General features: G+C 57.8%; 12 protein-coding genes. 8 read left to right on the top strand and 4 right to left on the bottom strand.

Annotation, left to right across the window (positions count from 1 at the left end; genetic code table 11):
• Positions 1-534: 534 nt before the first annotated feature.
• Genes GDN47_RS30030 through GDN47_RS30015 form a run of 4 tightly spaced genes read left to right on the top strand, consistent with a single transcriptional unit; the run spans position 535 to position 5141 of the window.
• Positions 535-1032 (top strand): Csu type fimbrial protein, encoded by a 498-nt coding sequence (locus GDN47_RS30030; RefSeq protein ID WP_113351178.1) that lies wholly within the window; start codon positions 535-537, stop codon positions 1030-1032.
• A gap of 25 nt (positions 1033-1057) precedes the next feature.
• Positions 1058-1777 (top strand): fimbrial biogenesis chaperone, encoded by a 720-nt coding sequence (locus GDN47_RS30025; protein ID WP_113351177.1) that lies wholly within the window; start codon positions 1058-1060, stop codon positions 1775-1777.
• Positions 1778-1799: 22 nt separating this feature from the next.
• Positions 1800-4163: a fimbria/pilus outer membrane usher protein gene (locus GDN47_RS30020; RefSeq protein ID WP_152094849.1), complete on the top strand. Its 2364-nt coding sequence runs from the start codon at positions 1800-1802 to the stop codon at positions 4161-4163.
• 15 nt (positions 4164-4178) lie between these two features.
• Positions 4179-5141, top strand: coding sequence for a Csu type fimbrial protein (locus GDN47_RS30015; RefSeq protein ID WP_152094848.1), 963 nt, complete (start codon positions 4179-4181; stop codon positions 5139-5141).
• 52 nt (positions 5142-5193) lie between these two features.
• Here GDN47_RS30015 and GDN47_RS30010 read toward each other — a convergent pair whose 3' ends face one another.
• From GDN47_RS30010 to GDN47_RS30000, 3 genes are all read right to left on the bottom strand, one after another.
• Positions 5194-6984 carry a GGDEF domain-containing protein gene (locus GDN47_RS30010; RefSeq protein WP_152094847.1) on the bottom strand — a complete coding sequence of 597 codons (1791 nt, stop codon included), beginning with the start codon at positions 6982-6984 and terminating at the stop codon, positions 5194-5196.
• A gap of 312 nt (positions 6985-7296) precedes the next feature.
• Positions 7297-7602 carry a hypothetical protein gene (locus GDN47_RS30005; protein ID WP_152094846.1) on the bottom strand — a complete coding sequence of 102 codons (306 nt, stop codon included), beginning with the start codon at positions 7600-7602 and terminating at the stop codon, positions 7297-7299.
• A 30-nt stretch (positions 7603-7632) separates the two neighbouring features.
• The gene (locus GDN47_RS30000) at positions 7633-7854 is read right to left on the bottom strand and encodes a hypothetical protein (protein WP_152094845.1); all 222 of its coding nucleotides are present in this window, start codon (positions 7852-7854) and stop codon (positions 7633-7635) included.
• 283 nt (positions 7855-8137) lie between these two features.
• Here GDN47_RS30000 and GDN47_RS29995 point away from each other — a divergent pair, with 283 nt between their 5' ends.
• The 3 genes from GDN47_RS29995 to GDN47_RS29985 all read left to right on the top strand — a co-directional run bounded on the left by GDN47_RS29995 (position 8138) and on the right by GDN47_RS29985 (position 10462).
• Positions 8138-8695, top strand: coding sequence for a GNAT family N-acetyltransferase (locus GDN47_RS29995; protein WP_152094844.1), 558 nt, complete (start codon positions 8138-8140; stop codon positions 8693-8695).
• A gap of 82 nt (positions 8696-8777) precedes the next feature.
• Positions 8778-9737 carry an acetylxylan esterase gene (locus GDN47_RS29990; protein ID WP_152094843.1) on the top strand — a complete coding sequence of 320 codons (960 nt, stop codon included), beginning with the start codon at positions 8778-8780 and terminating at the stop codon, positions 9735-9737.
• Complete coding sequence (locus GDN47_RS29985; RefSeq protein ID WP_113332650.1) at positions 9734-10462, top strand: esterase family protein; 729 nt, start codon at positions 9734-9736, stop codon at positions 10460-10462. Before GDN47_RS29990 ends, GDN47_RS29985 begins: the two co-directional genes overlap by 4 nt.
• A gap of 21 nt (positions 10463-10483) precedes the next feature.
• On the opposite strand, the gene GDN47_RS29980 is transcribed toward GDN47_RS29985, so the two are convergent.
• On the bottom strand, positions 10484-10672 hold the full coding sequence (locus GDN47_RS29980; RefSeq protein ID WP_113332651.1) for a hypothetical protein: 189 nt from the start codon (positions 10670-10672) through the stop codon (positions 10484-10486).
• Positions 10673-11026: 354 nt separating this feature from the next.
• Between GDN47_RS29980 and GDN47_RS29975 the strand changes: the two genes are divergently transcribed.
• Positions 11027-13363, top strand: a complete 2337-nt coding sequence (locus tag GDN47_RS29975) for a glucose/quinate/shikimate family membrane-bound PQQ-dependent dehydrogenase (RefSeq protein ID WP_152094842.1) — start codon at positions 11027-11029, stop codon at positions 13361-13363.
• The last annotated feature ends 32 nt before the right edge of the window (positions 13364-13395 follow it).

Raw genomic sequence — 13395 nt, 5'->3', positions numbered from 1 at the left:
CGTAAATCCGGTGACTTTTGCTGCGGCTCGTATGCATCCATGCCGGCATGGTTTCTTCGACACGCTGGAGATCAGGCTAACATTCCGCTTCATAAGACCATCGGAAGACCTGCGATGAAAAATAGGCCCGGGCTCGATGGTCGGTCGGAGTTCGCGGATGGCGAGTATAAGTCAAACGGCTGCGAACATACGGCAAGAATTGATGTTTCTGCTGCAGCTATGTGATCGAAATGGCGAATCATTCAGGGCGGATGGCTCCTCAAAGTCGCTGATTCGGTTAAATTGAATCTCATATTCTCGCCGCACTTATCCTGGCTGCAGGTGGATTGCATCGAATATTATTAACCATGTTTTTTAAAACTATTAATTATCTATGGGTATTCGCTGAGTAAAATCAAACTATACTTTAGGGGTATTCTTTCGATGCTGTCGCGTCCGTCCAAGCGCATTCCCGCCTGATTGCCAGCGAAGCATATATGTGCTTATTTTATTATATTCTGATATTTTCTGAAGCATATGCGAGGGGGAATGTGAATGCTGAGAATGCTCTGCGGTGCCGTCCTGACTGGTATCGCAATGACCATGGCAGCATCGCCGGCGATGGCTGCCACTGCAACCGCCAATATGACGGTCACCATCACCATCCAGGCGCAGTGCCTCGTACAGAGCGCCAATAATCTCAACTTTGGCACCATCGGTGTCATCACCAGCAATATCGATCAGGCAACCACCATCGGTGTGCAATGCACATCCGGGCAGACCTACAATGTCGGCCTGAGTGCCGGCGCTGGTGCGGGAGCGACAACAGCTGTCCGTGTCATGACAGGCCCGGCAAGTGCGACGATCAATTATGCGATCTACAGCGATGCCAACCGAACGCAGACTTGGGGCACCACAATAGGCACCGATACCGTCTCAGGCACAGGCAATGGCGCAGTCCAGAATATAAATGTCTATGGCCGGGTACCCCCGCAGACCACCCCAGCCGCGGGCGTCTACACCGATACCGTGGCGGTTACCGTCACCTACTGAAAACTCACAGATTCAGGAGGCCGTCATGCAACGCATGTTGCCATGCATTGCCGCGACTATGCTTTTGCTGCTCGGTGCTTACGGCTTGAACGCGGCATCTCTGCGAGTGGCTCCCACAAGTCTTGAGCTCACGGCGCCGGCCGCTGCCACGGTCTTGAACCTCGCCAATGACGGAGATCATCCGATCAACGTCCAGATACGTGTCTTCAAGTGGAGCCAGGCGGGCGGCATAGAAACCCTGGAGCCGACCCGGGATGTCGTTGCCAGCCCGCCCGCGGCGAGACTGAATCCCAATGTTCAGTATGTAGTCAGAGTGGTTCGTACGAGCAAGGCGCCTGTCAGGGCCGAAGAGACTTATCGTGTTATCGTCGATGAGCTGCCAGACCCTGCCCGCGCGCGCGCCGGCACGGTCACCCTCATCATGCGCCAGTCCATTCCAGCCTTCTTCAAACGGCCGGACGTAAAACCCGCCGATATCGTCTGGAGCCTCAAACGACAGGGCAACAACCTTTCTCTGACCGGCAGGAACAATGGCGGTAGCCGCTTCCGTCTGTCGAACGTAACCCTGGCGCAGGGCACAACGAAGATCGGCAGCCGCAACGGGCTGGTTGGATACGTACTTGCTGGCGCGACGATGCAATGGCCGATGGGAACAGCAAAATCCCTCACCGGCAGCGTCGTAACACTCCATGGCCAGAGCGATCTTGGGCCGTTCGATGCTGAAGTCGCCGTTAATCAACGGTAGTGCCGGCACCGTTCTCATATGCATGCTTTTCTCAGTTTCGGCGCTGCGTGCTCAGGAAGTGCCGGATCTGCCGGCAAACGCAGCCATGGCGGGCCAACCGGCGGCCACACTGGACGTCTACCTCGAAGTATTCATCAACAATGCATCGATGAAGATGATTGGCAATTTCAAACAGCGTCCGAACGGTTCCCTCGCGGCAACCGCGGAAGAGCTGCGCGAAGTCGGCATTAAGCCGCCAGCCGGCGCGGCCGACGACAAGCTGGTCGAGCTCAACACCTTGCCCGGCTTGTCCTATCAGGTCGACGATGAAACGCAGCGCCTTTATGTCCAGACGACGGATAAGGGGCGCGCACCCCGCGTCATCAATGTCAGACAGCAGCAGGAAAACGCGATCCCGGCACCCCAGGCCGGCTACGGCGCCGTCTTGAACTATTCCCTCTACGCAAGTTCCAACGGTCTCTTCCAAGGCAGTTCAAATCTGTTCCAGGGAATATCCGGATCCTTCGATGTCCGGCTCTTCAGCCCGTACGGCACGCTAAGCCAGTCCTTCCTCGCCGGATATTCAGAAGGCAGCCTCGACGGTATAACTCGCCTCAACACGACCTGGAGCTACTCCGATCCAAAGAATCTCGTTACCTATCGTGCTGGCGACCTGACGACCGGTGGCCTGTCATGGACACGGCCAGTTTATTTTGGCGGCATTCAGTTTCAGCGCAATTTTGCGCTGCGCTCCGACCTGGTGACCGAACCGCTGCCTTCCTTTACCGGGACGGCCGCCGTCCCTTCGACACTCGATATCTATACGCAGAACGTTCGCACCTATTCGAGCGATGTCCCTGCCGGACCATTCGAGGTGACCAACCTGCCGGTCTTTTCCGGAGGCGGGCAAGCGACCGTCGTTTTGCGTGACAGCCTCGGGCGGGAAACGACGCAGACCTTGCCCTTCTATTCCTCCAACTGGCTTCTGCGCCGAGGCCTGTTGGATTTTTCCGCCGAGCTCGGCACTCCGCGTCTAAATTTCGGAACGGATTCCAATGATTATGACGGCCGTATCATGGGCGCCGCCACCGCAAGGTACGGCCTGACCGATTGGTTGACACTGGAAGGCCACTTCGAGGGCGGTGCCGATCTTCTGAATGGCGGTGCGGGAGCCGCCTTTCCGGTGAGCTCGTTCGGTGTAGCGTCAATAGCGGGCGCGGCAAGCAAAAGCGGGTCGCGTTCCGGCGCGCTAATGAATGCCGCGTTCGAGCTCAGTTACGACAGATGGGCTCTTTATGCCCGCGTGCAGCGGACCTTTGGCGATTATGACGACATAGCCTCGGTCTCCGCTCGGCCGACAACCAGCACCGCCGGAGATGTGAGCATCCTCAGCGCTGGTGTGCCGCGAGCCATCGATCAGATCACGCTGAGCGTGCCAACGCCACTCGATCTTTCCAGCCTCAACCTTTCCTACACCAACCTGGAAAGTGCCGACGGCACCAGGAGCAAGATAGCCGGTCTTTCCTACAGTCAGACCTTCAAGCGTGCGACAGTCTATGCCACCGCCTTCGCGGACCTCGACAACCGAAGCAATTTCGGATTCTTTGCCGGCCTCTCTATTCCCTTCGGCGGCAATGTCACGGCCAATACGGGTGTACAAGGCGGGCCTAACGGCCTCGGCGTCGTGGCCGACGTTTCCAAGTCGATGCAGCAGGAGGACGGCAGTTTCGGCTGGCGCCTGCGTACCTCCGAAGGCGAAGACACCTATCGCGAGGGGGCAATCAGCTATCGGGCTCCCTTCGCGCAGCTCGAGGCGGGCCTTCAGCAACAGGATCATCAGACCAATGCTGTCGCTCGCGTCGATGGAGCCATTGCTGTTGCAGGCGGTGGCGTCTTTGCCACCAATAGGATTGACGATGCCTTTGCCGTCGTCGATGTCGGCGCTCCCGATGTCGAGGTTCAACAGCAGAACAGACCTGCCGGCAAGACCAATTCGAGCGGCCGCATCCTGGTGCCCAATCTCAATTCCTATGAACCGAATACCCTATCCATCGATCCCAAGAACCTACCCGTTGACGCCGACGTGCCGGCAACGAAGGAAATCGTCGTGCCGGCGGATCGCAGCGGCGTTGTCGTCAAGTTCGGTGTATCCGAAGCACCGCAAGCCGCTCTCATTACGATCAAGGACAAGAACGGGGTGCCGCTGCGTGCCGGGCTCGCCGGCACCTTACAAGGATCAAGCGAGGATTTCGTCATCGGCTATGACGGACAGGCCTACATTCGCGGACTGCACGCAAGGAACGCAATCGACATATCACTTGAAGACGGAACGAAGTGCCATGCCGAATTCGCCTACAAGCCGCAGCGAGGCGAACAGGTCGTCATCGATGACGTCAGGTGCCTTTAAAAGGGAGTTGAAAAGATGCTGCGTTCGCTCACTCTTTTGCTCGCACTGTTGTTGCCTTCGCTATGCGCTGCACAAAGCTGCAACTTCTCGGCTACCAATATGAACTTTGGCGCGGTCGATACCTTATCGGGCACCCCGGTCAATTCGACATCTACGATAAGTGTATCCTGTTCCGGCGGGCTCCTGGACCTAGGCAAGCGGCTTCTGATTTGCCCCGACATCGGCGCCGGCAGTGGAGGAGCATCGTCGGCCGCGGCGCGCCAGATGTTGAACGGCAGCAGTTCTTTGAACTATCAGCTCTATTCCGACAACGGCCGAAGCGTGGTGTGGGGATCGAGCAGTTGGTCCTATCCATCACGCGCACCGGTCTATGCGCTGACAATGGCCTTGCTGAATGGCTCGTTGATCGGCGCAACCGGCAGCATAACGGTCTATGGAGCTGCACTCGGCTCTCCGCCGACGGCAGTGCCGGGGTCGTTTACGTCCAGCTTCACATCGACCTACACCTCCTTCTATTACAGCTACAGTAGTGCGACTACCTGTTCTGCTCCCTCTGGAACGATTGGAACCGCATCATTCAGCGTCAATGCAACTGTCGCCGCCAATTGCCTCGTCACTGTCCAGAACATCGATTTCGGGACACAGGGCATATTGAGCACGAATGTCGATGCCACGGGTTCCGTCACGGCAACCTGTACGCCGGGCACGACCTATACGATCTCCTTGGGCGGTGGCGGCGCGAATGCTCCGCCGACGGCGAGAAAAATGGCGAAAGGATCGGAGACGGTGACCTACGGCCTCTACAAGGATACCAACCGGTTGCAGCCCTGGGGCGATGCCAATACGCCGGGCAGCACCGTCGCCGGAACGGGAACCGGCAGTGCTCAACTGTTGACGGTCTACGGCCGAGTGCCACCGCAGACCACGCCATCCTCAGGCACTTACACCGATACCGTCGTGGTGACACTCACCTACTGACCACGAGTTTCCAATGAGCAGGTTCGGATGATCTCGGTCATAGCGAAGCGTGTCAGGCCGCGCTTGCGCCGCTCTGGCCGCGTCTCGAGGCGGAGATTGCCGTTTGTCCAGTCGTCTTCTCGGACGAGCAGACCAAATTGCGCCCGTTGCGCTTGGCTTGATAGAGCCGGTTGTCCGCAACGACGACCAGCTTTTCCCAATTTTCGAACATGCATTGCGCCTGCCAATCGACGCCGAAGCTCGCAGTCACCTTCAAGCCATGCTCATCGCTGACGACGGCTTGCGCTAATGTTTCCCGCAATCGCTCGGCCGTTGAACGCGCCGAGGCCTCGGTGACGTCACCCATTACGACGATGAATTCCTCACCGCCGTAGCGGGCGAATAGATCGGCCGCGCGCAGGCAGGGGCCTAGAATCTGCGCCGTCCTTTGCAGCACCATGTCGCCGACGGCGTGACCGTACCGATCATTGATCGATTTGAAATGGTCGATGTCGAACATGATGATTGCAAAGCCTCGGGAGCGCGCTGTCGGGGTCGCGAGCAATTCCTCCACCGCATCCTCCAATGCGCGCCGATTGAGAAGGCCAGTGAGTGCATCCGTCTGGGAGAGACGTCTCAACTCCTCCGTCATCGATTTGCGCTCCATTTCCAGGTGCCGCTTGAAGCGTTGCTGCTCACGCAAAAGGTCAAGACGCAGGAACAGCTCCCGCATTTCACGTCCGGCGTGAGGTATCGGTGGTGGCGTCGTAAGGTTGCCGACGGCAATCTCGTCGATCTGTCGCATGACGGCCAGCATCGGCCGAAAGAGCGAACGCCTGAGCACGTAGGCCAACCCAATCACAACCGATACCGCCATGACGGCAAGCAGCGCGGAGATCAGCATGGCTCTCAGGGATTTCTGCTGTACTTCTCCAAGAGAATTCAATGCCGCGGTTTCGATGAGTTCACGCAGGTTCTCGGTCGATTTCATACCAGGCACGTATTTCGCTGTGAACTCTCCGGGTGTGAGCGCATCGCTCGCATTCGGATCAAAAGCGACGCGCTGAGCGTAAGGCAGCGCTCCGGCAAAGTAACTGACCGTCACCTGATCCAACAGCCTTGCCAAAGCCTGAGATTGCAATGTAACGGGCGCATAGGTTTTCAGCAGCGCATTCACTTCAAAAAGCCGGTTTAACTCGTTGTCGAACGCAGCTCTATAGTGGGAACGGGCTTGCCCCTGCGAGGCCAGCATTATGACGACATAGGAGCCCAGCCTTCCGGCACGCTCTCTGAGCGTTCCGGCCATCGAGGTCAGCATGACTTCGGCGCCTGTCTCAGGCGCCAGTGCGATGACCGATCGGCCGGCGACATCCCGGTAATCCTGGGCGCGATCCGCTGCACGGAACATCGCCTGTATGGCGTCTGCGATCTTTGCGCCGCTGCGCTCGCCGCGTGGCAAGGCGGCCACTGCATCGACCGCCTGACGGCCGCTCTCCAGCTGAGCCTTAAGCGCCATGAATGCGCTGCGCATTTCCGCGGACTGGTCTATTTCCGTTTTAAAGAGCGCTTCAAGCTTGGCGATATCCCTGTCGGTTGCTTCGCGGCTTGCTTTCAGATCGGCGGCAAATTGCGCTTGTTCACGCTCCGAAGCGCCCATGAGACTGTTTGCAGGACCGCGCTCTCTCGATATCGTCGCGGCCGCATGCAGCGCCGTATGAAAACGGCCGAATTCGATTACGCCGCGCTTATAGTTGAGGTAATCCGACAGGCTGAAGGCAATCGTCGAGCCGGCCATCATCAGGCAAACCATGATAACAGCTATTGCGCCGATCCATTGTAGCTGTTGAATTTTAAGCCGCGACAATAAATGCTCTCCAAAATCACCGTCTATTGCGGATTACATCAGATTTGATGGAATCTTCACTTAACGAACAGGCTTAAATCTTTCTCATGTTCTTTAAGTCCGCATATCCGAACAGTCGGCCTGATATGACAGTCTTCCGCGCGCGGGATGACAGTTTTGTCGATCTTGAGCCGCAATTATATTGCGGCCGGTTGCCGGCGTCGTGCTCCGTGCATGCGATAGGAAAGAATAGTGCCGAAAATGCGTTCGCGGCGCGTATGGCAACTGCTTGATAGCGAACCTGCTTCATCAAGCGGTTCTTGCCGGGCAAGTCTAGTTTTGCAGAAAAATCGAAGGCATCAGGTTGGCCCGAGCCGAATAATGTGGCTGGCCGACGACATGGGATATCACCAGCGCATAGACCAGGATAGAGCCGACTACGATGACGATGCCGCTAATGGGCAGCCCAATTTTTGACTTGGGAGCCATCGACGTATCCGGCGGATTCGCGCGGATGGCCTTTCGGGTGGATTGGTCCGCCGTTGCAAGAGGAAGCTGCAGCTCCCTTTCCATGCGAGCCTGCGCATCAAGGTGCTTGCCGTATCTCGCTGCGGGCCGAAACTGGATGACTTCGCCCATTTCTCACGCGGTCCCTTTCACCGCTTTCGGTTATTGGCCATTTTCCTGGCTGTTGTCATTATTGCCGTAGTCGACACGAACCACGACCTTTTCCGGTCGTTGCTCGCCATGCGGAACGATCACAGTCACGATACAACGATTCTCGCGTGGCTTGACGGATAGGAGGCGTCCCTTGGTCGTCGACAGAACCTGATCCACCGCACTCGAGCAATCCTGAACATTGTAGGTGCTTTGAGTGATTTGACCTGCCATTGCGGAGCCTGCAATCGAAATTCCCGCAAGTATCGTTAGGACCCTGATCATGCTTCTACTATACCTCAACGAAGGCAAGGAAGCGACAGCAGTTCGCAACAAACCAAGTCTATTTGCGTCATCTTTCCTGCTGTGCGGCAGAAAGCACAGAGGCTAATATCGGTAGGCAGATATAGACTTTCATGATGAATTCATCGATGGAGATACGGCGCAGCCTGCCGCCCTGTCAAAGATTGGGCGCGATCGCGCCATCGAGATCAATCCGTTCGTCCCTGGGAGAACGATGCTTACTCTGGAAACCTCCCGGCTCGTTCTCAGGCCTTGGCAGGATAGCGACCGCGCTCCTTTTGCAGCCGTAAACGCGGATGCGCAGGTTCGGCAATATTACTATCCGAGCCTGCTCACGGCTGCCGAGACAGATGAACTGATCGATGAAGCCAACGCGCAGTTGGCCAACGAAGGTTTCGGCTTCATGGCCGTCGAGCGGAAAGCCGACGGCGCACTGATTGGCGGCGCGGGTCTTTCACGCCCTGGTCCGGAAGTTCCGGGCAATTTTCCATTGGAGATCGGTTGGATTCTGGGGCGTGGCTATTGGCGGCAGGGTTATGCAGCGGAAATCAGCCGACGTTGCCTGGATTTCGCCTGGCAGGAACTGCAGGCTGATTGCGTGATCGGCTATACCTCGGCGATCAACATTCCTTCCCGCCGCGTGATGGAGAAAATTGGCATGATCTATGTCGAGGGCGGTGATTTCGATGACATCACAGTGCCGCCAGGCCATATTCTGCGACCGCACGTGCTCTATCGCATCGACCGTCCCAAGCAGAAAATCCATGAATGAACAGGAGTAAGCCGCGCCGAAAGCCTGCGGATCGGCCATCCCTATTCTTGCGTTCCCCGTCCTTTCACGCGAAATATCTGCCATGAGCATACCGACATCCCACCCCTTCGATTTCGATCCGACCTATGGCATGCAGCTTGCACAGTTGCAGGCGATAGAGACGCCGGAAGCCCCGGCGGGCTTCGACGATTTCTGGCAGCAGCGCTACAGGGCGGCTCTCGCCGTCGATCCGCAACCCAAGCTTCGCCACAGCAAGCTGCGCCACGACAATTGGCACGTCTTTGATATCGGCTACGCGTCGACAGGGTTATTTCAGATCAATGGCTGGCTGCTCATTCCCCGCAGCGGACAGGTGCGGCGCGGCCTCGTTGTCGGACACGGATATGGCGGAAGAGACCAACCGGAATTCGATTGGCCGGTGGAAGAAACGGCGATCCTTTTTCCCTGCTGCCGCGGGCTCTCCCTCAGCGCCAGCCCGAAAATCCCCTCGGATGCGTCGGGCCATGTCCTTTGCGGCATCGAAAGCCGCGATACCTATGTCATCGGCGGCTGCGTGGAAGACATTTGGCTCGCCGTCTCGACATTGGAGACCCTCTATCCCTGGCTTGCCGGCCATATCGGCTATAGCGGCATCAGTTTCGGTGGCGGCATCGGTGCCCTGGCAATTCCTTTCGATGCGCGGATCAGGCGCGGCCATCTCATCGTCCCGACTTTTGGCCACCGGCAGCTATGGCTGACACTGCCAACCGTCGGCAGCGCCCAATCGGTTCAGGCCTATCAGCAAAAGCACGGCAGCGTTCTCGAGACACTGCGGTTCTTCGATGCCGCGATCGCCGCGCAGCGCATCACCGTGCCGATGCTTGTCGCACCCGCGCTTTTCGATCCCGCAGTCGCACCACCCTGCCAGTTCTCTGTCGCAAATGCGCTGCAGAAATTTAACGAAACCTTCATTCTGGATGCCGGTCACTTCGATTATGCTGGCGGCGAGCAGCAGAACGCGATTCTGCGAGACAAGGTCGGGCAATTCTTCAAGGTGCTATGAACCGCGAATACCTATGCTGGTACAGTCCTCGGCTGCATCGCGACATGGAGTTGCTGGTGTTCGGCCATGCCGGCGCCAAGGTATTGGTATTTCCCACCCGCGACGGTCGCTTCTGGGAATACGAGCAGGTCGGCATCGTCGCCAGCCTCGCGGACAAGCTGAATGCCGGACAGCTTCAGCTCTACTGCATCGAGGGACTGGCAACCGAAACCTTCTACGGTTTCCATCGCCATCCGGCCGAGCGCATTCGCAGACATAATGCGTTCGAGGAATATATTCTCAACGAAGTCCTGCCACTGATGGCGCAGAAGAACGGGCACGAGTGCACCATCGTTCACGGCTGCAGCCTCGGCGCTTTCCAGGCCGCAAGCCTGGTCTTTCGCCACCCTCACCTCTTCCGCAAGCTGGTCGCCTTTTCCGGCCGTTACGACCTGACGACGAATGTCGAATCCTTCACGGATCTATTCGACGGTTATTACGACGACGATATCTATTTTCACACCCCGACGCATTTTCTGCCGAGACTTGCCTGCGAATGGCGGTTGGAGAGCCTGCGCCAGATCGACATCGTGATGGCGATCGGAGATGCCGATCCCTTCCTCGACAACAATCGGTATCTGAGCCACTTGCTAGCCGACAAGCGGATCGATCATCGGCTGCATGTATGGGATGGGCGCGCCCATCAGGCAGGCGCATGGCGGCGAATGGCGCCGCTCTACATCTAGCGAAAGCGCGTTTCCGGTCGCTCAAGCAAGCCCGACCGGGATCGGCCGTAGCACCTTGTGCGTGCCGTAATCACGCTCGTGAGATTTGCGATGCTGCCGTTCGGAGCTTGCGGAAAACTCGACAAGAATACGTTCCATCATGCCATCCGGATAAGTGCCGGTGTCCTCGGTTGCTACTTCCGATTGGGCAGTCACGATCTTCATATTCATTTATAGTCCTCCGGCTCTGCACGGAAACCCTTGATTCCAATATCTGTTCCATTAGTATCTCAACAATTGTTAAAAAATTAACTACGTTCGTTAATCAAATCAGTCCACAGATCCTAAAGCTTGAACGGGTGAGTGGATTGGAACATTCTCGCAATCGTGACGTTCAGTCTCTGATTTGATTAGGGGGATTGATGAACCGATCCAAATCGCCCTGGGCGTGGCTCCTCTCGTTGCCGGCGAAACTACAGACACCGATTTCGTTATAGCCAGCCGTCGAGGTCCGGAGGGACCTCGCGCGAGTTTGCAAGCCTTCGAGTAATCACTGTCTCATCGACGGTTAGATTGGAGCAGATCATGGCCCTCGTAATCACATCGATCATCCTCGCACTTATCGGTCTGGCGCTCGGCGGCGGTGGGCTGTGGCTTGCACTGCTCGGTGGAAGCCTTTTTTATCTTTTGGCCGGTCTTGCCTTCCTGGTAACCGCCATCCTGCTTTATACGCGGAAAGCCGCCGCGCTCTGGTTCTACGCGATCTTCGTGCTGGCAGCGCTTGGATGGGCGATATGGGAGGTCGGTTTCGACTGGTGGCAACTCGGCCCGCGCGGCGGGTTGATCATTCTGATCGGTCTGTGGCTATTGACGCCATGGGTCCGGCGCCCGCTGGGCTTTCGCAGCCTGGACGGCGTTCACTACGGGGCCAATCCCTGGCCGCTCGCGATCCCCTTGATCATCGCCATCCTCGTGGCCGTCTATTCGATGACGACCGATCCGCACGATCTTTCCGGCGATTTGCCGACGGCAACAGCCGCAAATGCCCCGATGGGCGGCGATGTGCCCGATGGCGAATGGCATCAGTATGGCAGAACCTCCTTCGGCCAACGTTATTCGCCCCTCGATCAGATCAATGCGCAGAATGTCGCGAACCTCAAGGAAGTCTGGCGCTATCAGACCGGCGATGTGAAGCGTCCCGACGACATTGGCGAGACGACCTATCAGGTCACGCCGCTGAAGATCGGCGACACGCTCTACATCTGCACACCCCATAGCCTGGCGATCGCCATCGGTGCGACGGACGGCAAGGAAAAATGGCGCTACGATGCCAATGCCGGCATGAACCCCAACCGGCAGCATCAGACCTGCCGCGGCGTTTCCTATTACCATGACACGGCAGTTGCCGCAGGCGCGCCGTGTGCCGATCGCGTCTATTTGCCGACCTCGGATGCCAGGCTGATCGCGCTTGATGCCGCCAACGGCAAGGTTTGTCCGAGTTTTGCCAATCAGGGCACCCTGCATCTTGAAACCGGCATGAAATACAATCCGGCGGGCTATTATTATTCGACCTCACCGCCCGTGATCGTCGCCGATAAGATCATTATTGGCGGCGCGGTAAACGATAACTACTCCACCCAGGAGCAATCCGGCGTCATCCGCGCCTTCGATGCCCGGACGGGCGCACTGCTCTGGAACTGGGATTCGGGCAATCCCGATCAGACGGCGCCGCTGCCTGCCGGGCAGACCTATACGACCAACTCACCGAATAGCTGGTCGGTTTCCAGCGCCGACGAAAAGCTCGGCATGGTTTATGTTCCGCTTGGCAACCAGACGCCCGACCAGCTTGGCATGGGCCGCAGCGCCAATGTCGAACGCTTCTCCTCCTCGGTTGTGGCGCTCGATATCAATACCGGCCAGCTCAAATGGGTGCAGCAATTCGTCCATCACGATCTCTGGGACATGGATGTGCCTGCCCAACCAGTGCTCGTCGATCTGACCAAGGCCGATGGCAGCACGGTTCCTGCGCTGGTCGCCTCGACCAAGCAGGGCGATATCTACGTGCTCGATCGCCGCACCGGCGCGCCGATCGTTCCCTTCAAGGAAATTCCCGCTCCCGGCGGCACCATTCCGGAAGATCACGCCTCACCGACACAGCCGATTTCCGATCTGACCTTCTCGCCGCCGCCCTTACAGGAAAAGGACATGTGGGGCGTCTCGCTGTTCGATCAGCTCGCCTGCCGCATCGCCTTCCATCAGCATCAATATGAAGGCCGCTACACGCCTCCGTCGCTGCGCGGCTCCATCATCTTCCCCGGCAATTTCGGCACCTTCAACTGGGGCAGCGTCGCCGTCGATCCCGAACGGCAGATCATGTTCGGCATGCCGACTTATCTCGCCTTCACCTCGAGACTCGTGCCGCGCGCCGAGATCCCGCCGAAGGGAGCCGGCGACAAGGGCAGCGAACAAGGCCTGAACCGAAACGAAGGTTCACCCTACGGCGTCTATATGGGTCCGTTCGTCAGTCCGCTCGGCATCCCCTGTCAGGCACCGCCTTGGGGCTATGTCGCCGGTGTCGATCTGAAGACCGGCAAGATCGCCTACAAGCATAAGAACGGCACCGTTCACGATATGACGCCGCTGCCCCTTCCCTTCAAGGTCGGCGTTCCCGGCATTGGCGGGCCGATCGTCACCAAGGGCGGAGTAGCATTCCTGGGGGCAGCCGTGGATAATTATCTCAGGGCATATGACGTGACGACCGGGAGACAACTCTGGCAGGCGCGTCTACCGGCGGGTGGCCAGGCAACGCCGATGACCTATACCGCCAGCGACAACAAGCAATATGTCGTCATGGTGGCCGGTGGTCACGGTTCTGTGGGAACAAAACCAGGCGACTATGTGATCGGCTATACGCTGCCATGAGCCGATAATGGAGCGGCACTAAGCCGCTCCCT

This window comes from Martinezella dioscoreae (assembly GCF_009176305.1).
In the GTDB taxonomy this organism is placed as follows: Bacteria; Pseudomonadota; Alphaproteobacteria; order Rhizobiales; family Rhizobiaceae; genus Rhizobium; species Rhizobium dioscoreae.
This window is presented reverse-complemented; position numbering and strand designations above follow the sequence as displayed.